Raw genomic sequence first — 24,405 nt, 5'->3', positions numbered from 1 at the left:
AACCTCCGTGGGGACGCGGGCCCTCGCGCGTCGCAGGGCCCGTCACCCGCCCTCCGGGACCAGTCGTTCCGGCCCGTGTTCCGTGCCCGAGCGGAGTTTGGTCCGCAGCGCCCGGTCCGCGTCGGACAGCGGGCCCGGTGCCGCCGGTGGTGGCACCCCCTGGACGGTCTCTCCCGGCGCGATCGGTGCCTCGTACCGCGTCGGCGCGGTGCGCAGGGTCAGCGCGGTCGCTCCCACGATCGCCGCGGTGAAGGCGATGGCGGCCCGCGTCCAGAAGCGTGCCCGGCGTTCGCCGCCCGTCCGTACCGCGGGCGCACGGGCCGCCCGCTGCCGCCCGGTCGAGGCCAGCTCGGCCAGCCTCCGGTGCAGTTCGGCCGGGTCGGCCAGGTCCGGCAGGCCCGCGGCCAGCGCCTCCCGCGCGTGCAGCAGCCGGTTCGCCGCCGCCCGGGTGCTCGCCTCGGTCTCCGCCGCCGTCTCCGGCAGCCCGATTCCGACCCCGTCGTGGAGGAGCAGTGTCCGGCGGTACGGCGGCGGCAGCCGGAGCAGCAGGTTCAGCAGCGTCCGGTCGTCCGTCTCCGCCGGCGGCTGCTCGGTGTGCCGGTGGCGGGGGCGGAGGCGGTGCCACGGGGAGAGCGCGTACTCGTACGCCGCGGCCCGCACCCAGCCTGCCGGGTCGGGGTCGCGTGCCACTTCCGGCCAGCGCTGCCAGGCCTGTTGGAAGGCGCCCTCCACCGACTCCCGGGCCAGCCCGCGCCGGCCGGTGAGGAGGTAGGTCTGCCGTACGAGGGCGGGGGCGCAGAACGCGTAGAGCTCGTCGAATGCCTGAGTGGGCGTCAGTCCCGCGGTGTCGGACCCGGACTGCTCCCCGGCCGTGCCGGACGGAACTGCGGCCGTGCCGGACGGTGTCCCTGCCGTGCCGGACGGGCCGGCACCGCCGCTGCCGCCGCCGACCCCACCGGCGATGTCGGCGACGGCAAAGCCACCGGCTGCACCGGCTGCACCGGCTGCGCGAGCGGGATCGGCGGGTTCGACCGGCGGGCCGTCGGCGGGGGAGTCGACGGGGCTGCCGTGTCTGCCGACCCGGGCGCGTCGGGTGCTCCGGTCCGCTCCGGCACGCCTGCTGCGGCGCTCGCCGTCCCTGCGGGCGGTGGCCGGCCCGGTGCGGCCGCCCCCTGCGGCCGTCCGGTTGGAGCCCTGCGCCCTGGTGGGCTTCGCGAGCGAGGCCAGCAACGTCGCGTACGTGTCCCGCTTCCGGCCGCGCGGCGTCGTGCGGCCGGACTCCCATGCGCGCACCGTGTCCCGGCTGACGCCGACCTGCGCCGCGAGCTGAGCCTGGGTCAGTGCACCCGCCTCTCGCAGGCGTCGGCGCTCCTTCGGCGGCGGAAGCGGGGTGGCAGGGCTCTGCGTCACAGGGTGCCCCTTCGCGCGGAAAAGTACATAAAACGTATATTGAGCGACACTACGGGCCTTCGCCTGTTACAGCCGGAAAGCGCGTGTCGTTGGGAGCATGGCGGTCGTGACCCAGATGACCGCTCGCCGACCGTCGCTGTCGTCCCTGCTCACCCGGGTGCGCGACCGATCGCCCGGACTGGCCGCCGCCCTCCTCGGCGGTGCGGTCGCGGCGGGGCTCGGCCTCGGCTCGTCCGCCGTTCTGGTGATGCTGCTGTGGATCAGTTCGCCCTACCCGGACCTCGGACCGGGCGGCGCACTGCACGTCGCCGCCGGGATGTGGCTGCTGGCCCACGGGATGGAACTCGTCCGCACCGACACGCTGTCCGGGACGCCCGCCCCGATCGGCCTCACTCCGCTGCTGCTGCTCGCGCTGCCGGCGTGGCTGCTGCACCGGGCCGCGCGGGACGCGGTCGACCGCGACGACGGTGCGCCGCTGATCCCGGGGCGCACCGCATGGACGGGAGTCGTCCTCGGCTATCTCGCCGTCGGCGCGGCGGTCACCCTCTACGCGGCGGGCGGCCGGCTGCGGCCGGTGTGGGAGGCGGCCGGTCTGGCCGGGCTGCCCGCAGTGGCCGTGGCGGCGGCCGGGGCGGGCGTCTGGACGGCCTACGGGCGCCCGCGCGAGCCGCTGGACAGCGCCCTGCTCCTGCTGCCGCCGTCGTTGCGGCGCCTGCTTCTCGGGCCGCTCGCACGGGAGCGGCTGGCCGCGGCCGGGCGGGCCGCGTTCGCCGGGACGGCGACCCTCGTCGGGGGCGGCGGGCTGCTGGTCGCGGTGTCACTGGTGTGGCACGGCACCGCGACGAGCAGGTCGTTCCTGATGCTGACGGAGGGCTGGTCGGGCCGGTTCGCCGTGCTGCTGCTGTGCCTGGCGCTGGTCCCGAACGCTGCGGTGTGGGGCGCCGCCTACGCTCTCGGCCCCGGCTTCGTTCTTGCCGCGGGGCACGTTGTCGGGCCGATCGCCTCCCATCCCGCCCCGCTGCTGCCGCCGTTCCCGCTGCTGGCGGCGGTGCCCCGGCCGGGGGTCGGCACACTCCCGAACTGGGCGGCCGTCGCGGTGCCGGTGGTGGCGGGCGTGACGGTGGGGTGGTTCGTCGCCGGGGCGGCGACCGGGGCCCCGAGCACCGCGAAGGCGTCGGCATCGGCGTCGGTCGCGCCGGGCGCTCCGGGAGCGGCGTCCCCGGGGTCCGGGGCCGGGCCCGAGGACACGGGCGGCTCGGCGGCGGCCTGGGAACGGGGGCGGACGGCGTCGGTCGCCGCGCTCGCGGCGGCGGGCTGCGCGGTGCTGACGGCGGTCCTGGCCGCACTGGCGGGCGGCCCGCTGGGCGTGGCCGCCCTCGCCCGCTTCGGGCCGGTCTGGTGGCAGGTCGGCGGGGCGGCGCTGGGCTGGATCCTGATCTGGGCGGTGCCGGTCGCGGTGGGGGTCCGGGCCTGGCGCTGCCGGGGCCTCGGGGCCCGGGCGGAGCGCAGCGAGCACCGGGAGGCGGCGGAACCGGTCGAAGGCGCGGGCGCCCGGGAGCCGGGGTGCTCGGGGCGCCGGGGCCGGTGGTGGCCGAGAACTCCGTGGCGGCGGGCCGGGAGGACCTCCCGAGCGGCTGACGCCGCGGTGTCGGTGCCCCGGGACGGTGAGGACGCCGGTACGGCCGGCCTCGCCTCCGGGCTCTACGACCACGAGGACGCGCACGAGCCCTACGACTTCCTGCCGGTGGAACCGCCGGACGCCGCCGGGGGGATGCCCTACGCCTGGGCCGACGAGGCCGGCCGCGAAGCGCGCCGGGCGGCATGGCACGAGGCCCCCCATAAGGCCCCCTACGACGCGCCCCACGATGCGGGAACCCCGCCGGACAGCGACTGACCGGAGCGGAGCGGACCGGGCGGCCCCGGACCGGATTCCCCGACCGGATTCCCCGACCGGATTCCCCGGACCGTACCGGGGCCGGCGGGCACCGGCGGGTGCGTGGGCAGTCGTGCGGGTGGCCGCCGCCCGGACGGGTGGCGGTGGTCCGGACGGCGTCCACCGGGTGGGTGGGCCCGGGCCGACCGGGCGACGGAGCGCTCGCCCGGTCGCCCGCTGCCGGGCCCCTTTCCCCGCGACGCCCGTCAAACACGATGCCGGGTCGCCGGGTCGCCGGGTCGCCGGGTCGCCGGGTGGTGGGGTGGCGAGTCGGTGAGTCGCCCGGTGGCGGGGTCGGCGGCCGGGGTGACGTACCGCGTGCCGCCGGCCCTCAGCCGTTCGTGCCCAGTACCCCGCGCAGTTCCTCCGGCAGCAGTTTGGAGCAGGACTGCTTCGCCGCGTCGGTGAGCGCGTCGCTGGTGCAGGTGTAGTAGTCGCGGTAGACGAGCTGCGCCGTGAAGGTGATGGCCACCAGGAGCAGCGCCAGGGAGGCGGTGACCAGGCCGCTGACCGCCGCGGTGGTCTGCGGCCGGGACGCCGCCGGCTCGGGTTCGGGGCGGTCGGGGTCGGGTCGCCGGGGCTTGGCGCGCAGGGCGCTGATGCCCCAGTAGAGGGCCAGCGCGCCGAGCAGCAGGGCCAGGTACGTCCAGCTGAAGAGAGCGAAGAAGAAGGCCCACATGCCGCCCAGCAGGGCGTAGCGCGCGCGGCGCTGGATCGGGTCGGTCGGGTCCCAGCGCATGTTCGGCCCGGGGCGGCCGGGCTGCCCCTCGGGCCCGCTGCCGGGCCGCTGGCCGAAGCCGTCGGAGGAGCGGCCGGGCTGGCGGTCGCTCCACTGGCGGCCCCACGGGGAGTCATCGTCGTCCGGTGCGCCGGCACCGCGGTCGCCGTGGTCGCCGTCGCCGCCCCGCCGGTCGTCGTCGCGGCCGGCAGCCGGGTGGCGCGGCTGCCACGGGCGGTCCGGGGCGCCCTCCGGTGGAGCGGCGAACGGGTTGTCGTCCTGTCCGTCGCCGCTCTGCCGGCCTTCCGGGGCCGCGTCGGGCGGCGACGACGGCCGCTCCCGGAGCACGAGGGCACCGCGCGTCGCTCCCCGCGGTCGCGGCGTGAGCGTGAGGAGTCGCAGGCTGCGGTCCGGCATCAAGTGAGCGTCTTCCCTTAGGCGAAACGGCAGGTACAACGGATGCGCGGCGGAGTTCGGTCCGTCCGGTGCGCGCTGTCCTCTGCTGAACGCACAGCTCGCGAACCGCGTTCCCGAACCCCGCTCCCCCAGACGCTACCCCCCGGCCACGCCCCCGTCCCGCGGGGGCCGCCTGCCGTGCCGGTATCGTTGCTGGCGGTCGGCTGCTTCGTAGGCTTCCCCGTATCCGGGCGTCCGAAGCATTCGTATGAACGCACAAAAGAGTGCCGTGCCCGTCGACCGGTCCGACGCTCGCCGACGCTTTCCGAGAAAGGGCCCCATCGTGGCCGCCAAGCCCGTGGCCGAGCAGGCCAAGCGCCTAGTGGTGCTGGTCTCCGGATCCGGTACCAACCTGCAGGCGCTCCTCGACCACATCGACCGGTCCGGCCCCGGGGCCTACGGAGCCCGGGTGGTGGCCGTCGGCGCCGACCGCGAGGGGATCGAGGGGCTCGCCCGCGCCGAGCGCGCCGGGATCCCCACTTTCGTGTGCCGGGTCAAGGACCACGCCTCCCGGGAGGAGTGGGACACGGCGCTCTCCGAGGCCGTCGCCGCCCACGAACCCGACCTGGTCGTGTCGGCCGGTTTCATGAAGATCGTGGGCAAGGAGTTCCTGGCCCGCTTCGGCGGGCGGTTCGTGAACACCCACCCCGCCCTGCTCCCCAGTTTTCCCGGCGCACACGGCGTCCGTGACGCGCTGGCGTACGGGGCCAAGGTCACCGGCTGCACCGTCCACTTCGTCGACGACGGCGTCGACACCGGGCCGATCATCGCGCAGGGCGTGGTGGAGATCCGGGACGAGGACGACGAGGGCGCTCTGCACGAGCGCATCAAGGAAGTCGAGCGAAGGCTGCTCGTCGAGGTCGTGGGGCGGCTCGCCCGCAACGGCTATCGCATTGAGGGACGAAAGGTAGTTATCCAGTGACCGCCGACAGCACTGTCACGGCCGAGCAGGGCAAGCGGGCCATCCGCCGCGCGCTCGTCAGCGTCTACGACAAGACCGGGCTGGAGGAGCTGGCCCGCGGGCTGCACGAGGCCGGCGTCGAACTGGTCTCCACCGGTTCCACGGCCGGCCGTATCGCCGCCGCCGGCGTCCCCGTCACCAAGGTCGAGGAGCTCACCGGCTTCCCCGAGTGCCTGGACGGACGGGTCAAGACGCTGCACCCGAAGGTGCACGCGGGCATCCTCGCCGACCTGCGCCTGGACAGCCACCGGCAGCAGCTCGACGAGCTGGGCGTGGCGCCCTTCGACCTCGTCGTGGTCAACCTGTACCCGTTCCGCGAGACCGTCGCCTCCGGAGCCTCGCCCGACGAGTGCGTGGAGCAGATCGACATCGGCGGCCCCTCGATGGTCCGCGCCGCCGCCAAGAACCACCCGTCGGTGGCCGTGGTCACCAGCCCGGAGCGGTACGCCGACGTCCTGGCCGCGCTGCGGGACGGCGGCTTCGACCTCACCGCCCGCAAACGCCTCGCGGCCGAGGCCTTCCGGCACACCGCCGAGTACGACATCGCCGTCGCCTCCTGGTTCGCCTCCTCCTACGCCCCCGCCGACGACTCCCGGTTCCCGGACTTCCTCGGTACCGCCCTGGAGCGGTCCCGCACGCTGCGCTACGGCGAGAACCCTCACCAGCCCGCCGCCCTCTACACCTCCGGCGAGAGCGGCCTGGCGCAGGCCGAGCAGCTGCACGGCAAGGAGATGTCGTACAACAACTACACGGACACGGACGCCGCGCGCCGTGCCGCGTACGACCACACCGAGCCGTGTGTCGCGGTCATCAAGCACGCCAACCCCTGCGGCATCGCGATCGGCGCGGACGTCGCCGAGGCGCACCGCAAGGCGCACGCCTGCGACCCGCTGTCCGCCTTCGGCGGCGTCATCGCCGTCAACCGCCCGGTGAGCAAGGAGATGGCCGAGCAGGTCGCGGAGATCTTCACCGAGGTCGTCATCGCGCCGGGCTACGAGGACGGCGCGCTGGAGGCACTCACCAAGAAGAAGAACATCCGGGTGCTGCGCTGCCCGGACGCCCCGGCCCGTCCGGTCGACATGACGCCGATCGACGGCGGTGCGCTGCTCCAGGTCGCCGACCGGCTGCAGGCCGACGGCGACGACCCGGCCAACTGGACGCTGGCGGCGGGCGAGGCGCTGCCCGCCGGGGAACTCCGGGAGCTGGCCTTCGCCTGGCGGGCGTGCCGGGCCGTCAAGTCCAACGCCATCCTGCTCGCCAAGGACGGCGCCTCGGTCGGTGTCGGCATGGGCCAGGTCAACCGCGTCGACTCCTGCAAGCTCGCCGTGGAGCGGGCGGGCGAGGAGCGGGCCCGCGGTTCCTACGCCGCCTCCGACGCCTTCTTCCCCTTCCCCGACGGTCCGGAGATCCTGATCGCCGCGGGTGTCAGGGCCATCGTCCAGCCGGGCGGCTCGGTCCGGGACGAGCTGGCCGTGGAGGCCGCGAAGAAGGCGGGCGTGACGATGTACTTCACCGGGACGCGGCACTTCTTCCACTGATCCCGTTCCCCTGGTCCGGCGCGCGGGTCCGGCTCCGTCGGGCCCGCCGCGGGGTGCCGTACTCGGTGCCACCGCGGTGACCGGGACGCCGGGGCGCGCGGCGCGGAGCCACGCGGGAACGGGGACGCGGGAACGGGGACGCAGGAACGGAAGCGCAGGATCGGGGCGCGGTGAGCGCAGGCGGTGCCTCGCCCCCGCCCCCATCCTGCGGGGCCGCCCGGGCTCAGTAACGCGGGCGGTTGAACCAGGCCGAGCCCTTGGCGTTGCCGACGAACACGGCCACCAGCACGGCCAGCACGGTGTGCACCAGACCGACGATGACGAACGGGTACAGGCCGAGGATCGCGGTCAGGATGGCGAACACCATGATGGTGATGCGGACCCCGTTCCCGCCGCTGTCGAACTTCGTCGCCAGCACGGCCGCGACCACACCCCACACCAGCGCGAACACGACGATGCCCCACAGCAGGCCGGTGGAGTAGTCGGCCAACTGCTGGAAGGAGGCGTCGTCCTGGAGCGTGGCGTCGTTCCTGGCCTTGTTGATGCTCACGGCGGCGAGCGCGAACAGCGCCATGCCGATGGCCTGCAGGCCCACGATGACCCACAGCATCACCCGGGCCGCGTTCACCGATCCCGGCATCGAGGTCGGGGCGGCGCCGGGGTACGCACCCACCGGCGGGGCCTGCGGGTAGCCGTAGCCCGGCGCCTGCCCGTAGCCGGGCGCGTCCTGCGGCTGCCCGTAACCGGGGAGCGGCTGCTGCGGTTGCTGCCCGTAGCCGGGCGCCTGCGGCGGCTGCCCGTAGCCGGGTGCGTCCTGCGGCTGCCCGTAGCCGGGCTGCTGGCCCTGCGGGGCGCCGTAGGGGTTGTTCGGGTCGCCGTGGCTCATGGCGCTTCTTCCTCCGTGCGTTTCGCGTGTGGGGACGGCGCGTGGCGAGGTGCGGAGGAAGTTCTGCTGGTGCGGTCGGTCCCCCCGGTACTGCCCGCGACACTGCCGCCTCATGGTTCTTTAGCAGCCCATTACTTGTCCAGCCGCATTCCCCATGTGTTGTGCAAGTGCAACCTCGACGATCAAGCGGCGCGGCACCGCCCCGGCCCCGCGCGGTGCGGCGTGCGCCGGCCGCGGGACAGCCCGGGTACCCGGAGTGGAACCCGGAGGCCGTCATCCGGGAGGATGGGGCCATGACCGCCCAGATTCTCGATGGCAAGGCCACCGCAGCCGCGATCAAGTCCGATCTGACCGCCCGCGTGGCGGCGCTGAAGGAGAAGGGCGTCACGCCCGGCCTCGGCACGATCCTCGTCGGGGACGACCCCGGCAGCCAGAAGTACGTCGCCGGGAAGCACCGCGACTGCGCGCAGGTCGGCATCGCCTCCATCCAGCGTGAACTGCCCGCCACGGCCACCCAGGAGGAGATCGAGGCGGTCGTCCGCGAACTCAACGAGGACCCGGCCTGCACCGGCTACATCGTGCAGCTGCCCCTGCCCAGGGGCATCGACGAGAACCGCATCCTGGAGCTGATGGACCCGGCCAAGGACGCCGACGGCCTGCACCCGATGAACCTCGGCCGCCTCGTCCTGGGCGAGCCGGCGCCGCTGCCCTGCACGCCCAACGGCATCCTCACCCTGCTGCGCCGCTACGGCGTCGAACTCAAGGGCGCCGAGGTGGTGGTCGTCGGCCGCGGCGTGACCATCGGCCGGCCGATGCCGCTGCTGCTCACCCGGCGCAGCGAGAACGCCACCGTGACCCAGTGCCACACCGGCACCCGCGACCTGTCGGCCCACCTGAAGCGGGCCGACATCGTCGTGGCCGCGGCCGGCTCGGCCCACCTGGTGCGCCCCGAGGACGTCAAGCCGGGCGCCGCCGTCCTCGACGTCGGGGTCTCCCGCGACGCCGACGGCAGGATCGTCGGCGACGTCCACCCGGACGTCGCCGAGGTCGCCGGGTTCATCTCCCCGAACCCCGGCGGTGTCGGCCCGATGACCCGGGCCCAACTGCTCGTCAACGTGGTCGAGGCGGCGGAACGCAGTGCCGGCTGACCGCTCGGAGGACATCGAGGTAGCCGACCCGGTCAGCGCCCCCGGAGCCGGGGGCCGGCCGCGGCGCGCCACCCGCCGCTTCCCGCTGTTCACCCGGGACACCGCGCGTCCCGAGGGCGGCGGGCGGGCCGCGTCCGGGGACGCGCCGGCCCCGGCCCGCCAGTGGCCGATGCTCACCGTGCTGGGTCTGGTCGCGGTGGGCCTGCTGGTGACGGCGCTGGACGCGTTCCGGGTCGGCACGCTGCTGGTCGGCGCCGGACTGCTCGCCGGGGCCGTGCTGCGCTGGACGCTGCCCCGGGTCGGCATGCTCGCGGTCCGGTCGAGGTTCACGGACATCGTGACCTACGGGGTGCTGGGCCTGTCGATCGTGCTGCTGGCGCTGATGGCGCAGCCCAAGCCCTGGCTGCACGTGCCGTTCCTGAAGGACACCCTGCACTTCACCGTCAGCAACTGAGCCCGCCGCGAGGGGCGCGGTGCGCGCCACCGGCGTCCCGGCTCGCCCGCGTCCCGGCCTCCGCTCCTGCCCCACCGGCCACCGCCCCGACCCCACGGGGCTCCGCTCCGGCTCCCGCCCGGCTCCGCCGCGCCGATCGGCGGCCCGTCCTCTCCCCCGTGTGAGGACGGGCCGCCGCGGGTGTCCACGCTTCCGTACGCCGGGCCGGCTGTTCAACGCCTGTCCACCCGCTGTGTCACGGAAGTGACCGTTCCGCTACTCGGTGAGAGCCCTGCCACGTCTCGGAAACACCCCCGCACGGCGGTGGCGCGGTCTCTCCTCTCCCGGATCGGCGGCCGCCACTCTGTGGGGTGGGCCACAGACACCCGGCCGTGCGCCACCGCCGATGCGCGATAGCCTGATCGCCGGATCTCTCTTGACGCCAAGAGATCGATCATCCGTATCCGTGATCGATCATCGCGGCGGGCGCCGGCCGGCAGGCCGGGGCGGGGATCCCGTACCCCCGGGGCAGGGACGCCCCACCGCCAGCTGTCATACGGAGAACGCCATGACCCGCACTCCCGTGAACGTCACCGTCACCGGCGCGGCCGGCCAGATCGGTTACGCCCTGCTCTTCCGCATCGCCTCCGGCCAGCTCCTCGGCGCGGACGTGCCGGTCAAACTGCGCCTGCTGGAGATCACCCCGGCGCTCAAGGCCGCCGAGGGCACCGCGATGGAGCTCGACGACTGCGCGTTCCCGCTGCTCCAGGGCATCGACATCAGCGACGACCCGAACGTCGCCTTCGACGGGGCCAACGTCGGCCTCCTCGTCGGCGCCCGCCCGCGCACCAAGGGCATGGAGCGCGGTGACCTGCTGGAGGCCAACGGCGGCATCTTCAAGCCGCAGGGCAAGGCCATCAACGACCACGCCGCGGACGACGTCAAGGTCCTCGTCGTCGGCAACCCGGCCAACACCAACGCGCTGATCGCGCAGGCCGCCGCCCCGGACGTACCCGCGGAGCGCTTCACCGCGATGACCCGCCTGGACCACAACCGCGCGCTGACCCAGCTCTCGAAGAAGACCGGCGTCCCGGTCTCCGAGATCCGGAAGCTGACGATCTGGGGCAACCACTCGGCCACCCAGTACCCGGACATCTTCCACGCCACCGTCGCCGGCAAGAACGCCGCCGAGGCCGTGGCCGACGAGAAGTGGCTGGCGGACGACTTCATCCCGACCGTCGCCAAGCGCGGCGCGGCCATCATCGAGGCCCGTGGCGCCTCCTCGGCCGCCTCCGCCGCCAACGCCGCCATCGACCACGTCCACACCTGGGTCAACGGCACCGACGAGGGCGACTGGGTCTCCATGGGCATCCCGTCCGACGGCTCCTACGGCGTGCCGGAGGGCCTGATCTCCTCCTTCCCGGTCACCTGCAAGGACGGCAGGTACGAGATCGTCCAGGGCCTGGACGTCAACGAGTTCTCCCGCGCCCGCATCGACGCCTCGGTGCAGGAGCTGGTGGAGGAGCGCGAGGCGGTCCGCGGCCTCGGCCTCATCTGACCCGCCCGGCTCTGATCTGACCGGCCCGGCCCGCCGGATCGGTCCGCAAGCGCGCGCACGGGTCCCGTTCCGGTTCCTTCCCGGAACGGGACCCGTGCGCGTTTCCGTCTGTTCCCGGACCTCTCGGACACCGGGAGGCACGTTCGGCTCCGGCCGAAGCCCGACGCCCCGGTCCGGGCCGAGGCCGCCGGGGCGGCCCCTCCGCCGGGCCCCGGAAGCGGCGGCCTCCCCGGGGGCCGGTGCCCCGACCCGGGTCAGGCCGCGGGCTCCTTCGCACGAGCGGCGGCGCCGGCCGGGCGGGGCGGGCGAGGAGTGTCCCGGTAGCCGGCGACGACGGCCGCCGAGGCCGCCAGCACCAGTACGGCGACGGTGCGCAGCGCCGGACCCATACCGTGCGCCAGGTCGGGGCGGGCGGCGAGCACCGTGCCGGTGACGGCGACGCCGAGTGCCGCGCCGACCTCCCGGGCCGAGGTACCGAGGCCGGAGCCGAGCCCCGCCCGGTGCGGCGGCAGGGACGTCACCACGCCGAGGGTGAGCGTGGGCATGCTCAACCCGGTGCCGGCCGAGATCACCAGCAGCCACCAGGCGTACACGGCGTAGGGCGTGTCCGCGCCGGCGGTGGAGGCGCCGAGCAGGCCGAGCCCGATGAGGACGAGCCCCCCGCCGACGACCGGGCGCGGGTGCGCCGACCAGCGGGCCGCCAGCCGGGGCACCAGCGCCATGCCGACGATCAGCGGGACGATCGCGACACCGGTGCGGGCGGGGCCGTAGCCCCGGACCCCCTGGAGGTACTGGGAGTTCACGTAGAACAGGGCGAACAGCCCGAAGAAGCCGGTGGCCATGCCGAGGGTGGCCGCGCGCAGCCGGGGTGTCGCGAACACCCGCGGGTCGAACAGCGCGGTGTCGCTGCGCAGGGCGTGGCCGGTGAACAGGGCGAGGAGCAGCGCGCCCGCCGCGAACGCCGACAGGATGCCCGGTGAGGCCCAGCCGCGACCGGGTCCCTCGATGATGCCGAACAGCAGGGCGACCAGTCCGCCGGTGAGCAGCGCGGTGCCGAGGGGGTCGGGGCTGCCGTGCGGGGAGCGGGCGGTGCGCGGGGTGGTCACCGCCACCGCGAGGGCGAGGAGCGCGGACAGCGGGACCATCAGGGCGAACAGGGCCCGCCAGGAGAGGAACTGGCCGATGAGCCCGCCGCCGAGGTTGCCGGCCGTGCCGCCCAGCCCGAGTGCCAGGGTCCAGGAGGCCATCGCCTGGGCGCGGCGGGCCGGACCGGCCAGGTGGAGCAGGATCGAGGTCGTGGTGGGCGTGATCAGTGCGGCGCCCGCACCGGACAGGCCCCGGCCCGCGACGAGCAGCGCCGGATCCGGGGCGAGTGCACTGGTCGCGGCGCCCGCGGCGAACAGGGCCAGCCCGGCCAGCAGGGCCCCCTTGCGGCCGTACCGGTCGCCGAGCGCGCCGGCGGGGACGAGCAGCGCGGCGAAGACGATGACGTAGGCGTCGACGGTCCAGAGCAGGTCGGCGTGCGAGGGCCGCAGGCCCGACGAACTCAGTTGCGGGATGAGCAGGTTGACGGCGGCGACCATGCTCTGTGCGACCAGGACGCAGGCGCACAGGGTGAGCAGGGTGGACCGTTTCAGGGCGTGCGGAGCCACGGCTCCTCCTCGGGAGCGACGGTTGGTGGGGGATGCCCCGCCACCGTAGGCTCGGCTCCGTCCTGCCTTCCAGTGCAACCTTTGCAGGGAGAAGATGCGCCAGACGCAATCCACGGGGCCTTTCGGGGCCGACCTGAATCTGCTGCTCGCGCTGGACGTGCTGCTGGAGGAGCAGAGCGTTCAGGGTGCCGCCCGCCGGCTGCACCTGTCCGAGCCGGCGATGAGCCGCACCCTCGGCCGCATCCGCAAGGCGCTCGGGGACCCGGTGCTGGTGCGCGCGGGGCGCCGGATGGTGCCGACGCCAAGAGCGCTGGCCCTGCGGGCGGAGGTGAGCGCGGTGGTGGAGCGGGCCCGGGCGCTGTTCGCGGCGGCCGGCGACGGCGACCTCAGGGAGGTCGAGCGGACCTTCACGATCCTCGGCCCCGACCTGATCGCCGCAGCCCAGGGCCCGGCCCTGTTCGCCCGCGCCGCCGCCGAGGCGCCCGGCATCCGCATCCGCTTCCTCGGGGAGAGCCACGTCGACGCGCCGTTCCTCCGGGAGGGGACCGCCGACCTGGAGGTCGGCGTCCTCGACACGGTCGCGCCGGAGGTGCACCGGGAGACCCTGTACCGGGACCGCATGCTGGGTGTCGTCCGGGCCGGACACCCGCTGCTGGAGGGGGAGTTGACACCCCGGCGGTTCGCCACGGCCGCCGATCACCTGATCGTGTCCCGCCGCGGCAGACTGCACGGGCCGGTCGACACGGCGCTTGCCGAACTCGGCCTGAGGCGGCGCGTGGTGGGTAGTGTGGGCACGTTCGCGGCGTCCCTGTTCGCCATCCGGAACACCGACCTCGTAGGGCTGGTCAGCGCCTGGAGCGGGTGGCTGGCCGAGTCGCTCGGGCTCGCCGTGTTCGAGGTGCCGCTCGACCTGCCGGCGCTGCCGCTCGGGCTGGCCTGGCACCCGCGGCACGACGCCGACCCCGCCCACACCTGGCTGCGCGGGGTGGTCCGCGACCAGCTCGCCGAATGGGCGGCCGCCCACGGCGACCGGGGCGGGGAGGGCCCGGCGGGTTGAACGGGTCCTCTGCGCAGTGCGGTTCCGCGGAACGCGCGGAAGGCGCGCTTCTCCGGGGGGACTTCGTACACTGACGGCCATGGCATCCCGGATCAGTGAATTGGTCATCGACTGTGCCGACCCCGAGCGGCTCGCCGTCTTCTGGGGCGAGGTCCTCGGCTACGTCGAACTCGGTCGCGACGACGACGGAAGCATCGAGATCGGGCCGCCCGGCGAAGGCTTCGGAGGCCCGCAGCCCACGCTCGTCCTGAGCCCCAGCAGTGAGCCCCGGGCCGGGAAGCTGCGACTGCACATCGACGTCAACGCCACCGACCGCGACCAGGAGGCCGAGTTGGAGCGGCTGCTCGCGCTGGGTGCCGGACGCGCCGACGTCGGCCAGACGGGCACGGAGAGCTGGCACGTGCTCGCCGACCCGGAGGGCAACGAGTTCTGCCTCCTGAAGGCCCGGCTCCGGCCGTTCTGACCGCGAGGGGGCCCGGCGGGCGGTTCCGCTCCGGGCTCGCCCCGGGGCCCGCGGAAGGCTCAGATGTCGCTCAAGAACGTTGTTCGGTCCCCGCCGGGCCCCGAACATGAGGTCATGTTCGGACTGACCACCAAACATGACCTGAACGTCCTCGTCCTGCGGGACGCCGAAACCGTCGCCGGGGCCGTGCGTGCCGCGCTCGCCGGGGCCGCCGAGAGCGAGCGGCCCGGGCTGGAGCGCGCCCTGGCCGTCATCGAGGAGACCGCGGCCACCTCCGACGCCGAGCTGCGCGCCCGCTGGGTGCGGGCCCGTCTGGACGAGGCCGGCTGCACCGAGCCGGCCGACTCCGTGAGCGCGGTCAAGGTGCTGCGCGCCGCGGAACCGGGACTTTCGCTGACCGCGGCGGTGCGGCTGTCGAGGGACGCGGCCGCCGCGGAGGGCTGACCGCCCCGTGAGGCCCCTCCCCACCGCCGCCCCGACAGGTTCCTCTCCGCCGTCGTCCTCCCGCCTGCCGGCCGCCCGCCGTCGCCTCCCCGCGCCCGGCCGCCGGCCGTCGCCTCCCCGCGCCCGGCCGCCGGCCGTCGCCTCCCCGCGCCCGGCCGCCTCGCGGCGGTCGCGCGGCCCGATCCCCACCGGCCGCCCCCGTCTCCGACCGGGCTTCCCTCCCCCCTCTTCTCGCCCGAGGTGCCTCGCGGCAGGTCACCTGCCGCGGCCTCCCTCCCACCGCCCTCTGTCTCCCCCTCTGCCCCCGCCCCCGCCCCGCTTCCCTGCCTCGTCTGCGCCCCGTTCCCACACGGCCGTGCGCCCGTCGACCGTGGTGCAGGTCACGAACACGACGCCATTGAGTCACTTTTGCCCGACTGTTCAGTGACGATAAGCACTTTCGACCCCGGTCGCGGCATGTACTTGCGGGGGAGGGGCAGGTGTTCACGGCGTCATTGAGGTGGGATTTGTGACGCTCCGCCAAGCCTGCAGTGGCTCAGCGTGCATTGCGTACCTTTGTCCGGGCGCCCTTTGGGCATGGATGCCCGAATGGTCCGGCCGCCGAAAAATTTCGCGGTCAATGACGCATGCAGTGTGGATTCGGGGGAAGGCGCTCCCGGCTCCGCGAGGCACGGGACTGTGACTCACGAGCACGGAACGGCAACGGAAGGCACATACCCAGCATGGCGGGTTCAACGGAACACCAGGTACAGCAGACGATCTACGCGCACGGACAGTGGCTGAACGCCGCGTCCGGCGCCACGCGCGAGATCCTCGACCCGGCGGACGGTCGCGCGTTCGCCGTGGTGTCGGAGGGCGACGAGAAGGACGCCGACCTCGCGGTCGCGGCCGCCCGCCGCGCCTTCGACGAGGGCGGCTGGGCGGGTACGCCCGTCGCCGAGCGCGCCGCGCTGCTGCGCCGCGTCGCGGACCTGCTGGTCCGCGACCGCGAGGAACTCGGCCTGCTGGAGAGCCGCGACGCCGGGAAGACGGTCGAAGAGGGCCGGGTCGACGTCGACTGCGTCGCCGACGCCTTCCGCTACTTCGCCGACCTCGTCACCGGGGAGGCCCCCGGCCGCGTCGTCGACGCCGGTTCGCCCGAGGTGCACAGCGTCGTCGTGCACGAGCCGGTCGGCGTCTGCGCGATGATCACCCCCTGGAACTACCCGCTGCTCCAGGCAAGCTGGAAGATCGCCCCGGCGCTGGCGGCCGGCAACACCTTCGTGATCAAGCCGAGCGAGATCACCCCGCTGACCACGGTGGCCCTGGTCGCCCTGCTCACCGAGGCCGGGCTGCCGGCGGGCGTCGCCAACATCGTCACCGGGCCCGGCCACACCGTCGGCGCGCGGCTGGCCGAGCACCCCGACGTGGACCTCATCTCCTTCACCGGCGGCCTGGTCAGCGGCGTCAAGGTGGCCCAGGCCGCCGCCCCGACGGTCAAGAAGACCGCCCTGGAACTCGGCGGCAAGAACCCCAACGTGGTCTTCGCCGACGCCTGTGCGACCGCCGACGGCTTCGACACCGCAGTCGACCAGGCGCTCAACGCGGCCTTCATCCACAGCGGCCAGGTCTGCTCGGCCGGCGGCCGGCTCATCGTCGAGGAGTCGGTCAGGGACCGCTTCGTCACCGAACTCGCCCGCCGCGCCGAGAAGATCCGGCTCGGGCGGGGCACCGAGGACGGCGTCGAGTGCGGGCCGATGGTCTCCGAGCAGCAGCGCGCCAGGACCGAGTCCTACGTCGCCTCCGCGCTCGCCGAGGGCGCCGTCCTGCGCTGCGGCGGCAAGCGCCCGGAGCCCTCGCCCGAGCGGCCGGCCGGCGGCTACTTCTACGAGCCGACCGTCCTCGACCACTGCCACCGCGAGATGCAGGCCGTGCGCGAGGAGGTGTTCGGGCCGGTCCTGACCGTCGAGACGTTCCGCACCGAGGACGAGGCCGTCGCCCTCGCCAACGACACCGAGTACGGCCTGGCCGGCGCGGTGTGGACGGCCGACGCGGGCCGGGCCCGCCGCGTCGCCGGACGGCTGCGCCACGGCACCGTCTGGATCAACGACTTCCACCCCTATCTCCCGCAGGCGGAGTGGGGCGGCTTCGGAAAGAGCGGCAACGGCCGAGAGCTCGGCCCCGCCGGACTCGCCGAGTACCGCGAGACCAAGCACGTGTACCAGAACCTCGCGCCGAAGCCGGTGCGCTGGTTCGCAGGCTGATCCCGCAGCCCGTCCCACCGCTCGCACTCCCCTGGAGCACCACCCGATGCAGCAGAACCCAGCGCAGCAGAGCCCGGAGCAGAACACGCAGCCGGACGCGCAAGAACACGCCCGCGAGTACGACTACGTGATCGTCGGCGGCGGCACCGCAGGCTCCGTCATCGCCTCCCGGCTGACCGAGAACGCCGACGTGACCGTCGCCGTCATCGAGGGCGGCCCCAGCGACATCGACCGCGACGACGTCCTCACCCTGCGCCGCTGGATGGGCCTGCTCGGCGGCGAACTCGACTACGAGTACACGACCGTCGAGCAGCCCCAGGGCAACTCCCACATCCTGCACAGCCGTGCCAGGGTCCTCGGCGGCTGCTCCTCGCACAACACCCTGATCGCCTTCAAGCCGCTGCCGGCCGACTGGGACGAGTGGGAGGCCGCGGGCGCCAGCGGCTGGGGCGCCGTGCAGATGGAGGCCTACTGGGCCCGGCTGCGCAACAACGTCGTGCGCGTCGCCGACAAGGACCAGAACGCCATCGCCAAGGACTGGATCGAGGCGACGAGGACGGCCACCGGCGTCCCCGAGGTCAACGGCTACAACGCCAAGCCCTTCCACGACGGCGTCGGCTTCCTCGACCTGGCCTACCACCCGGAGAACAACAAGCGGTCCTCCGCCTCCGTCGCCTACCTGCACCCCCACATGGAGGCCGGCGACCGCCCCAACCTCACCCTGATGCTGGAGACCTGGGCGTACCGGCTGGAGCTGGACGGCAAGCGCGCCACCGGCGTCCGGGTGCGCACCAAGGACGGCGAGGAGCAGCTCGTCACCGCCCGCCGCGAGGTCGTGGTGTGCGCCGGTGCCGTCGACTCGCCCCGGCTGCTGCTGCTGTCCGGCATCGGGCCCGGCAAGGACCTCGAGGAACTGGGCATCCCGGTCGTGCACGACCTGCCCGGTGTCGGCGAGAACCTGCAGGACCACCCGGAGTCGGTGATCGTGTGGGAGACGAACCGGCCGCTGCCGGAGAACTCCGCGATGGACTCCGACGCCGCCCTGTTCGTGCGCCGCGACGACACGCAGGACCTGCCCGACCTGATGTTCCACTTCTACCAGATCCCCTTCACCGACAACCCCGAGCGGCTCGGCTACGAACGCCCCGCGCACGGCGTGTCGATGACCCCGAACATCCCCAAGTCGCGGGCCCGCGGACGGCTCTACCTGACCAGCGCCGACCCCGAGGTCAAGCCCGCCCTGGACTTCCGCTACTTCACCGACGAGGACGGCTACGACGCGCAGACCCTCGTCGACGGCGTGCGGATCGCCCGCCGGATCGCGCAGACCGAGCCGTTCGCGGGCTGGCTGAAGCGGGAAGTCTTCCCGGGCCCCGACGTCGACGACGACGAACGGCTCAGCGAACTCCTGCGCAAGGCGCACCACACCGTCTACCACCCGGCGGGCACCTGCCGGATGGGCGCAGCGGACGACGAACTGGCAGTCGTCGACCCCGAACTCCGGGTCCGCGGGCTGGAGGGCGTACGCGTCGTCGACGCCTCCGTCTTCCCCACCCTGCCCGCGGTGAACCCCATGATCGGCGTACTCATGGTCGGCGAGAAGGCAGCCGAACTGCTGGCCGACACCAGCGAAGGGAACCAGGCCTGATGAGCGGCATACCCCACCCCGCCACACCCGACCTCGACAAGCGGACCGGCCCCGCGGACGCGGCCGGCGCCGCCGACACGGCGGGCTCCCCACCCGTCTTCGGCGTCCGCAACCTGTGGAAGGTCTTCGGCCCGAAGGCCGACCGCGTGCCCGGCAACCCCGAGTACGCGCGACTGTCCCAGCCCGAGCTGCGCGCCGCCACCGGCTGCACCGCCGCCGTCCGGGACGTCTCCTTCGACGTGCACAAGGGCGAGGTCTTCGTCGTCATGGGCCTGTCCGGCTCCGGCAAGTCCACCCTGGTGCGCTGTCTGACCCGGCTCATCGAGCCGACCTCCGGCAGCCTGGACATCGACGGCGAGGACGTCCTCGCGATGGACAAGAACCGGCTGCGCGAGCTGCGCCGGCACCGCGCCGCGATGGTGTTCCAGCACTTCGGCCTGCTGCCGCACCGCTCCGTGCTGGACAACGTGGCGTACGGCCTGGAGATCCAGGGCATGCCGCGGGCGGAGCGCCGCGAGCGGGCGTCCGAGATGGTCGCCAAGGTCGGCCTGGACGGCCTGGAGCAGCGCCGCCCCGGCCAGCTCTCCGGCGGCCAGCAGCAGCGCGTCGGCCTGGCCCGCGCGCTCGCCTCCGACCCGGAGGTGCTGCTCTTCGACGAGCCGTTCAGCGCCCTCGACCCGCTGATCCGGCGCGACATGCAGGAGGAGGTCATCCGCCTGCACCACGACGAGGGCCGCACCATGGTCTTCATCACCCACGACCTCAGCGAGGCACTCCGCGTCGGCGACCGCATCGCCCTGATGCGGGACGGCGAGATCGTGCAGCTCGGCACCCCCGAGGAGATCGTCGGCTCGCCCGCCGACGACTACGTGCGCGACTTCGTCCGCGATGTGCCGCGCGAGCAGGTCATGACCGTGCGCACCGCGATGCGGCCCGGCGACTGCGGCGGCCCCGAGCACCCCGGCGCCCTCGCCCCGGGCACCGTCGTCGCGGAGGCCATCGACACCGTCGCCCGCACCGGCCGCTCCGCCTGCGTCGTGGAGTCCGGCCACTGCCTGGGCCAGGTGGACCACGCCGCGCTGCTGCGCGTCGTCGCCGGACTGGACCGCGAGGAGGTGGCCGCATGACCCGCCGCATCCCGGCTGCCGCCTCCCATAGCCGGGGGTGGTCCGCGTGAGTACCGTCACCACCCCGTCCCCGCCGTCGAGAGCGGTCGAACCGGCCCAGCAGGACACCGCCGGCCGCCTGTCGCCGCTGTCCCACCCCACGGTGCGCCGACTGCTGCCGCTGCTGGTCGCCGCGGTCGTGCTGGTACCGCTCGCCGCCGCCCTGTGGGGCAGCGGCGGCTGGCCCGACGCGCTGACCGTCGACGTCAAGTCGCCCCTGGACGACGCCTACACCTGGGTCGTGCACAACCGGGACACCAACCCGGTGTTCCTGTACTTCCTGCTCCACCTGAGCAACTGGGCCTACGACTCGGTCTCCTGGATGACCGACCTGCTGCGCAGCCTCGGCTGGTTCCCGGTGACCGCGATCGCCGTGCTGCTGTCCTGGCGGATCGGCGGCCTGCGGGACCGGCGCGGGCTGCGGCTCGCCGCCGTCACCCTGGTCGCCTTCGCACTGTGCGGTGTGCTCGGCATGTGGGAAGCCACCATGGAGACCCTGGCCCTGATGTCGGTCGCGGTCGCCGTGTCCGCCGTCATCGGCGCCGCGCTCGGCCTGGGCGCCGGCCTCTCGGACCGCTTCGAGCGCATCCTGCGCCCGGTGCTGGACACCATGCAGATCATGCCGGCGTTCGCGTACCTGCTGCCGCTGGTGCTGCTGTTCGACATCGGCGTGCCCTCCGCGCTGATCGCGACGGTCATCTACGCGGCCCCGCCCATGGCCCGGCTGACCGCGCTCGGTCTGCGCGGCGCCGACCAGGGCGTCATGGAGGCCGCCGAGTCGCTCGGCACCAGTCCGGTGCAGCGCCTGCTGACCGCGCGGCTGCCGCTGGCCCGCAAGGAGATCCTGCTCGGCCTGAACCAGACGATCATGATGGCGCTGTCCATGGTCACCATCGCCTCGGTGATCGGCGCCGGCGGTCTCGGTGAGGAGGTCTTCCGGGCGCTGTCCACGGTCGACGTCGGCGCCGCGCTCGCCGCGGGCATCCCCATCGTGCTGCTGGCGGTGTGGCTGGACCGCACCACCGCCATCGCCGGCGACCGGCTCGGCGGGGGCTCGGGCCCGGACGGCGCTCCCTGGCTGCACGGCTGGCGCGCCTGGTCCCTGACGGCCGGCACCGGCGCCGTCGTCGGCACGGTCGGCTGGCTGCTGCTGATCGCGGACTGGCCCGAGGCGTGGACCGTGGACATCGCGCAGCCCGTCAACAAGGCCGTCGGCTGGTTCACCGACCATCTCGCCGAGGGCGTGCCGGTGTTCGGCGGCACCCGCCCCTGGGCCGCCCACTTCACCACCTGGGTGCTCGACCCGATCCGCGACACCCTGACCGGCACGCCGTGGTGGCTGCTGGTGCTGCTGGCAGCCGGTCTCGCCCTGCTCGCCGGCGGCTGGGGCGCCATGTCCACCGCCGCCCTGGCGATGGCCGGCGTCGGCGTCATCGACGTGTGGGACGACTCCCTGGACACCCTGTCGCAGGCCCTCGCGGGCGTCGTCGTCACCCTGGTCCTCGGCTTCGCCATCGGCGTGGTCGCCTCCCGGGTGCCGCTGCTGGAACGCATGCTGCGGCCGGTGCTGGACACCATGCAGACCCTGCCGCAGTTCATCTACCTGATCCCGGTGGTGGCCCTGTTCAACGTGGGCCGTGCCGCCGCCGTCGCCGCGGCCGTGCTGTACGCGCTGCCCGCCGTCGTCCGGATCACCACCCAGGGCCTGCGCCAGGTCGACGGCGCCACGCTGGAGGCGGCCCGCTCCATGGGGGCGAGCACCTTCCAGCAGATCCGCCAGGTGCAGGTGCCGCTGGCCCGGCCCGCGCTGATGCTCGCGCTCAACCAGGGCGTGGTGCTGGTACTGGCCATGGTCATCGTCGGCGGCTTCGTGGGCTCCGGCGCGCTCGGCTACGACGTGGTCAAGGGTCTGCAGAAGAGCCAGCTCGGCATCGGCCTGACGTCCGGTGTCGCGATCGTCCTGCTCGGTCTGGTACTGGACCGCGCGACCCAGCGCACGGCCAAACGGGCCGACGCCCGCTAGGCGGCCCGCACGCACCCGTGCGCCGCTCGACCGCGGCCCGTGCACCCCGCCCGAACAGCCACCCCTTTGTTCAGTTGCTCACGCAGGAACTCCCCTGCCCGTCCCAAGGAAGAGAAATCACCCTCATGATGAAGAGAAAGAACCTGCTCCGCACCGCCACCGCCGTGGCCGTCGCCCTCGGTGTCACCGGCGTCAGCGCCTGCGGTGCCGCCAAGACCGACAACAAGTCGAGCGGCGGCTCCTCCGACTCGGTGACCATCGCCGTCCCGTCCTGGGTCGGCGCCGAGGCCAACGCGGCCGTCGCCAAGTACATCCTGGAGAACGAGCTCGACACCAAGGTCAAGCTGACCCAGCTCGACGAGTCGGTCGCGTTCGACGCGCTCAACAGCGGCAAGGCCGACGCCATCCTGGAGGACTGGGGCGGCGCGCCGAAGAAGGTCAAGCTGTACGTCGACGACAAGAAGTCCGTGGTCAAGGCGGGCGGCCTCGGCGTGACCGGCCACATCGGCTGGTTCATCCCGAAGTACCTGGCCGAGAAGCACCCGGACATCACCGACTACAAGAACCTCAACAAGTACGCGGACGAGTTCAAGACCGCGGAGAGCGGCGACAAGGGCCAGCTGCTCGAGGGCTCGCCGTCGTACACCACCAACGACGACGCCCTCATCAAGAACCTGGGCCTGAACCTCAAGACCGTCTACGCCGGTTCCGAGGCCGCCCAGATCACCCAGATCAAGGAGGACTACAAGGCCAAGAAGCCGTTCATCAGCTACTGGTGGACGCCGCAGTGGCTGAACTCCCAGATCGACCTGGTCGAGGTGAAGCTGCCGGAGTACAAGGACGGCTGCGACGCCGACACCGCCAAGGTGAAGTGCGGCTACGCCAAGACCCCGCTGCAGAAGTACCTGGGCGCCGACTTCGCCAAGAACAACGAGAAGGCCGCGGCGTTCCTGAAGAACTTCAGCTGGACCAACGAGCAGCAGAACGAGGTCGCGGCGATGATCGCGGACAAGAAGATGAGCTCGGACAAGGCCGCGGAGAAGTGGGTCAAGGCCAACCCGGACGTCTGGAAGGCCTGGCTGCCGAAGTGACGGCCCGCGACGCCGCGCGCGGTCACGGGACCGGGCCGCTCACCTCGCCGACCGGGCGGGTCACGCCCGGCCCGGCGCGGTTCGCGCCCGTATCCGGGCGGCGGACTCCCGCAGCGCGGCGGTCGCCGCGCGCTGGAGCCCCGGCCCGAACGTGACCCGTGTGGCCCCTCGCTCGCCCAGCTCGGCGGGCGAGGGGCCGTCGCCGTCCGGTCCGGCGAGGGCGTTGACCGGCCCCTCGATCCCGGACCGCAGCAGCGGCAGCACCTCGGCCGGCGCGCGGATCGGGTACACGCAGTCGGCGCCCGCCGCCACGTACAGCGCGGCCCGCTCGATGGTCCGCCCGGGGTCGTCGACGCCCAGCAGGAAGGTGTCGACGCGGGCGTTGACGAACAGCAGGCCGCCCGCCGCCGCCCGCACCTCGGCGAGCCACTCCGCGTGCCGCCGCGGGTCCTTCAGCACCCCGTCCGCGGAGTCCTCCAGGTTGCAGCCCACCGCGCCCGCCTCCAGGAGCCGTTCCACCAGCTCCTTCGGCGCCAGCCCGTAGCCCCCCTCGACGTCCGCCGACACCGGCACGTCCACCGCACGGGTGATCCGGGCCACCGCCGCGAACATCTCCCCGGCCGGAGTCCGCCCGTCCTCGTACCCCAGGGAGGCGGCGATCCCGGCGCTGGGCGTGGCGAGTGCCGGGAACCCCGCCTCGGCGAGGGCGCGGGCGCTCGCCGCGTCCCACGGGCCGGGCAGCACCAGCGGATCGCCCGGGACACGGTGCCGGTGCAGGGCGCGGAACGCGGCGGCCCGTTCCGGCAGACCGCCCACCACACCGTTCTCGCCGCCGCGGCTCTCCACCCCGCACTCGCCGCCGCGGCTCCCCACCCCGTTCTCCCCGCCGTGGCTCTCCACCTCGTTCTCCCCGCCGGTGCTCACCGCGCGATGCCCCCCTCCGGGATCCGCCGACCCGCCGTCGGCGCGGTCACCGCCGCGGTCGGCTCCGGTACGGCGCGCACGCCGGTGCCGAGGCGGGTGGTCCGGGCCGTCACCCGTGCTGCCCCGGGGTGTAGTGCCCGGGCGTCATCCGGGTCGCCACCGCGAACCTGTTCCATGCGTTGATCACCGTGATCGCGGCGATGAGCTGCGCCAGTTCCTCCTCGTCGAAGTGGTCGGCGGCCCGCGCGTACACCTCGTCGGGCACGAAACCGTCGGTGAGGACGGTGACCGCCTCGGTCAGCTCCAGCGCCGCGAGCTCCTTCTCCGTGTAGAAGTGGCGCGACTCCTCCCACGCGCCGAGCTGCACGATGCGCTCCACGCTCTCGCCGGCCGCGAGCGCGTCCTTGGTGTGCATGTCCAGGCAGAACGCGCAGTGGTTGAGCTGCGAGGCGCGGATCTTCACCAGCTCGTTCAGTTTCGGGTCCAGGCCCCGGCGGGCGGCCGCGTCCAGCCGGACCATGGCCTTGTAGACCTCGGGCGCGTGCCGCGCCCAGCTCAGCCGGGGTTCGCTCTCCGCCGCGTAGTCCACCGGCCCGGTCTGCGTCTCAGTCGTCATGTGCTCGACCCTAGAAGCGGACCAGCCCAGGAGTATG

At 73.8% G+C, this 24,405-nt stretch carries 20 protein-coding genes; 14 read left to right on the top strand and 6 right to left on the bottom strand.

Features of this window, described 5'->3' with window-relative positions:
* Positions 1 to 42: 42 nt before the first annotated feature.
* Positions 43 to 1,410: a sigma factor-like helix-turn-helix DNA-binding protein gene (locus ACL02U_RS10840; RefSeq protein WP_412790498.1), complete on the bottom strand. Its 1,368-nt coding sequence runs from the start codon at positions 1,408 to 1,410 to the stop codon at positions 43 to 45.
* 97 nt (positions 1,411 to 1,507) lie between these two features.
* Between ACL02U_RS10840 and ACL02U_RS10835 the strand changes: the two genes are divergently transcribed.
* The gene (locus ACL02U_RS10835; RefSeq protein WP_412790497.1) at positions 1,508 to 3,304 is read left to right on the top strand and encodes a DUF6350 family protein; all 1,797 of its coding nucleotides are present in this window, start codon (positions 1,508 to 1,510) and stop codon (positions 3,302 to 3,304) included.
* Positions 3,305 to 3,674: 370 nt separating this feature from the next.
* On the opposite strand, the gene ACL02U_RS10830 is transcribed toward ACL02U_RS10835, so the two are convergent.
* A complete protein-coding gene (locus ACL02U_RS10830; RefSeq protein ID WP_412790496.1) occupies positions 3,675 to 4,478 on the bottom strand; it encodes a hypothetical protein in 804 nt (267 codons plus the stop codon).
* Positions 4,479 to 4,800: 322 nt separating this feature from the next.
* Here ACL02U_RS10830 and purN point away from each other — a divergent pair, with 322 nt between their 5' ends.
* Both purN and purH read left to right on the top strand, forming a co-directional pair.
* Positions 4,801 to 5,439 carry a phosphoribosylglycinamide formyltransferase gene (purN, locus tag ACL02U_RS10825; protein ID WP_412790495.1) on the top strand — a complete coding sequence of 213 codons (639 nt, stop codon included), beginning with the start codon at positions 4,801 to 4,803 and terminating at the stop codon, positions 5,437 to 5,439.
* Positions 5,436 to 7,016, top strand: a complete 1,581-nt coding sequence (gene purH, locus ACL02U_RS10820) for a bifunctional phosphoribosylaminoimidazolecarboxamide formyltransferase/IMP cyclohydrolase (protein WP_412790494.1) — start codon at positions 5,436 to 5,438, stop codon at positions 7,014 to 7,016. Before purN ends, purH begins: the two co-directional genes overlap by 4 nt.
* 223 nt (positions 7,017 to 7,239) lie before the next feature.
* Here purH and ACL02U_RS10815 read toward each other — a convergent pair whose 3' ends face one another.
* The gene (locus tag ACL02U_RS10815) at positions 7,240 to 7,902 is read right to left on the bottom strand and encodes a hypothetical protein (protein ID WP_412790493.1); all 663 of its coding nucleotides are present in this window, start codon (positions 7,900 to 7,902) and stop codon (positions 7,240 to 7,242) included.
* Between the two features lie 293 nt (positions 7,903 to 8,195).
* Between ACL02U_RS10815 and ACL02U_RS10810 the strand changes: the two genes are divergently transcribed.
* From ACL02U_RS10810 to ACL02U_RS10800, 3 genes are all read left to right on the top strand, one after another.
* The gene (locus tag ACL02U_RS10810; protein ID WP_412790492.1) at positions 8,196 to 9,050 is read left to right on the top strand and encodes a bifunctional methylenetetrahydrofolate dehydrogenase/methenyltetrahydrofolate cyclohydrolase; all 855 of its coding nucleotides are present in this window, start codon (positions 8,196 to 8,198) and stop codon (positions 9,048 to 9,050) included.
* Entirely contained in the window at positions 9,040 to 9,504 is a 465-nt protein-coding gene (locus tag ACL02U_RS10805) for a DUF3017 domain-containing protein (protein WP_412790491.1), read from the top strand. Before ACL02U_RS10810 ends, ACL02U_RS10805 begins: the two co-directional genes overlap by 11 nt.
* 547 nt (positions 9,505 to 10,051) lie before the next feature.
* Complete coding sequence (locus ACL02U_RS10800) at positions 10,052 to 11,041, top strand: malate dehydrogenase (protein WP_412790490.1); 990 nt, start codon at positions 10,052 to 10,054, stop codon at positions 11,039 to 11,041.
* 254 nt (positions 11,042 to 11,295) lie between these two features.
* Here ACL02U_RS10800 and ACL02U_RS10795 read toward each other — a convergent pair whose 3' ends face one another.
* Entirely contained in the window at positions 11,296 to 12,693 is a 1,398-nt protein-coding gene (locus tag ACL02U_RS10795; protein WP_412790489.1) for an MFS transporter, read from the bottom strand.
* Between the two features lie 94 nt (positions 12,694 to 12,787).
* Here ACL02U_RS10795 and ACL02U_RS10790 point away from each other — a divergent pair, with 94 nt between their 5' ends.
* The 8 genes from ACL02U_RS10790 (at position 12,788) to ACL02U_RS10755 (ending at position 22,828) form a co-directional block, all read left to right on the top strand.
* Positions 12,788 to 13,750: a LysR family transcriptional regulator gene (locus ACL02U_RS10790; protein ID WP_412790488.1), complete on the top strand. Its 963-nt coding sequence runs from the start codon at positions 12,788 to 12,790 to the stop codon at positions 13,748 to 13,750.
* 79 nt (positions 13,751 to 13,829) lie between these two features.
* On the top strand, positions 13,830 to 14,213 hold the full coding sequence (locus tag ACL02U_RS10785) for a VOC family protein (RefSeq protein WP_412790487.1): 384 nt from the start codon (positions 13,830 to 13,832) through the stop codon (positions 14,211 to 14,213).
* Between the two features lie 114 nt (positions 14,214 to 14,327).
* Positions 14,328 to 14,657: a hypothetical protein gene (locus ACL02U_RS10780; RefSeq protein ID WP_412790486.1), complete on the top strand. Its 330-nt coding sequence runs from the start codon at positions 14,328 to 14,330 to the stop codon at positions 14,655 to 14,657.
* Positions 14,658 to 15,379: 722 nt separating this feature from the next.
* Positions 15,380 to 16,900 (top strand): aldehyde dehydrogenase family protein, encoded by a 1,521-nt coding sequence (locus tag ACL02U_RS10775; protein ID WP_412790485.1) that lies wholly within the window; start codon positions 15,380 to 15,382, stop codon positions 16,898 to 16,900.
* A 46-nt stretch (positions 16,901 to 16,946) separates the two neighbouring features.
* Positions 16,947 to 18,548: a GMC family oxidoreductase gene (locus ACL02U_RS10770; RefSeq protein WP_412790484.1), complete on the top strand. Its 1,602-nt coding sequence runs from the start codon at positions 16,947 to 16,949 to the stop codon at positions 18,546 to 18,548.
* Complete coding sequence (locus tag ACL02U_RS10765) at positions 18,548 to 19,675, top strand: quaternary amine ABC transporter ATP-binding protein (protein WP_412790483.1); 1,128 nt, start codon at positions 18,548 to 18,550, stop codon at positions 19,673 to 19,675. Before ACL02U_RS10770 ends, ACL02U_RS10765 begins: the two co-directional genes overlap by 1 nt.
* A gap of 46 nt (positions 19,676 to 19,721) precedes the next feature.
* The gene (locus ACL02U_RS10760) at positions 19,722 to 21,737 is read left to right on the top strand and encodes an ABC transporter permease (protein WP_412790482.1); all 2,016 of its coding nucleotides are present in this window, start codon (positions 19,722 to 19,724) and stop codon (positions 21,735 to 21,737) included.
* 125 nt (positions 21,738 to 21,862) lie between these two features.
* A complete protein-coding gene (locus tag ACL02U_RS10755) occupies positions 21,863 to 22,828 on the top strand; it encodes an ABC transporter substrate-binding protein (protein ID WP_412790481.1) in 966 nt (321 codons plus the stop codon).
* 60 nt (positions 22,829 to 22,888) lie between these two features.
* Here the strand turns inward: ACL02U_RS10755 and ACL02U_RS10750 are convergent, their stop codons facing one another.
* Positions 22,889 to 23,635, bottom strand: coding sequence for an isocitrate lyase/PEP mutase family protein (locus ACL02U_RS10750; RefSeq protein ID WP_412790509.1), 747 nt, complete (start codon positions 23,633 to 23,635; stop codon positions 22,889 to 22,891).
* Between the two features lie 226 nt (positions 23,636 to 23,861).
* Entirely contained in the window at positions 23,862 to 24,368 is a 507-nt protein-coding gene (locus ACL02U_RS10745; RefSeq protein WP_412790480.1) for a carboxymuconolactone decarboxylase family protein, read from the bottom strand.
* Positions 24,369 to 24,405: the final 37 nt, after the last annotated feature.

This window comes from Streptomyces sp. MS06 (assembly GCF_047200655.1).
GTDB lineage: Bacteria > Actinomycetota > Actinomycetes > Streptomycetales > Streptomycetaceae > Streptomyces.
This window is presented reverse-complemented; position numbering and strand designations above follow the sequence as displayed.

Excerpts from the sequence above, each read along its gene's own strand:
- ACL02U_RS10835 (WP_412790497.1), top strand. The coding sequence starts at position 1,508 with ATGGCGGTCGTGACCCAGATGACCGCTCGCCGACCGTCGCTGTCGTCC.
- ACL02U_RS10830 (WP_412790496.1), bottom strand. The coding sequence starts at position 4,478 with ATGCCGGACCGCAGCCTGCGACTCCTCACGCTCACGCCGCGACCGCGG.
- ACL02U_RS10815 (WP_412790493.1), bottom strand. The coding sequence starts at position 7,902 with ATGAGCCACGGCGACCCGAACAACCCCTACGGCGCCCCGCAGGGCCAG.
- ACL02U_RS10810 (WP_412790492.1), top strand. The coding sequence starts at position 8,196 with ATGACCGCCCAGATTCTCGATGGCAAGGCCACCGCAGCCGCGATCAAG.
- ACL02U_RS10800 (WP_412790490.1), top strand. The coding sequence starts at position 10,052 with ATGACCCGCACTCCCGTGAACGTCACCGTCACCGGCGCGGCCGGCCAG.
- ACL02U_RS10790 (WP_412790488.1), top strand. The coding sequence starts at position 12,788 with ATGCGCCAGACGCAATCCACGGGGCCTTTCGGGGCCGACCTGAATCTG.
- ACL02U_RS10785 (WP_412790487.1), top strand. The coding sequence starts at position 13,830 with ATGGCATCCCGGATCAGTGAATTGGTCATCGACTGTGCCGACCCCGAG.
- ACL02U_RS10780 (WP_412790486.1), top strand. The coding sequence starts at position 14,328 with ATGTTCGGACTGACCACCAAACATGACCTGAACGTCCTCGTCCTGCGG.
- ACL02U_RS10775 (WP_412790485.1), top strand. The coding sequence starts at position 15,380 with ATGGCGGGTTCAACGGAACACCAGGTACAGCAGACGATCTACGCGCAC.
- ACL02U_RS10770 (WP_412790484.1), top strand. The coding sequence starts at position 16,947 with ATGCAGCAGAACCCAGCGCAGCAGAGCCCGGAGCAGAACACGCAGCCG.
- ACL02U_RS10765 (WP_412790483.1), top strand. The coding sequence starts at position 18,548 with ATGAGCGGCATACCCCACCCCGCCACACCCGACCTCGACAAGCGGACC.
- ACL02U_RS10755 (WP_412790481.1), top strand. The coding sequence starts at position 21,863 with ATGATGAAGAGAAAGAACCTGCTCCGCACCGCCACCGCCGTGGCCGTC.
- ACL02U_RS10745 (WP_412790480.1), bottom strand. The coding sequence starts at position 24,368 with ATGACGACTGAGACGCAGACCGGGCCGGTGGACTACGCGGCGGAGAGC.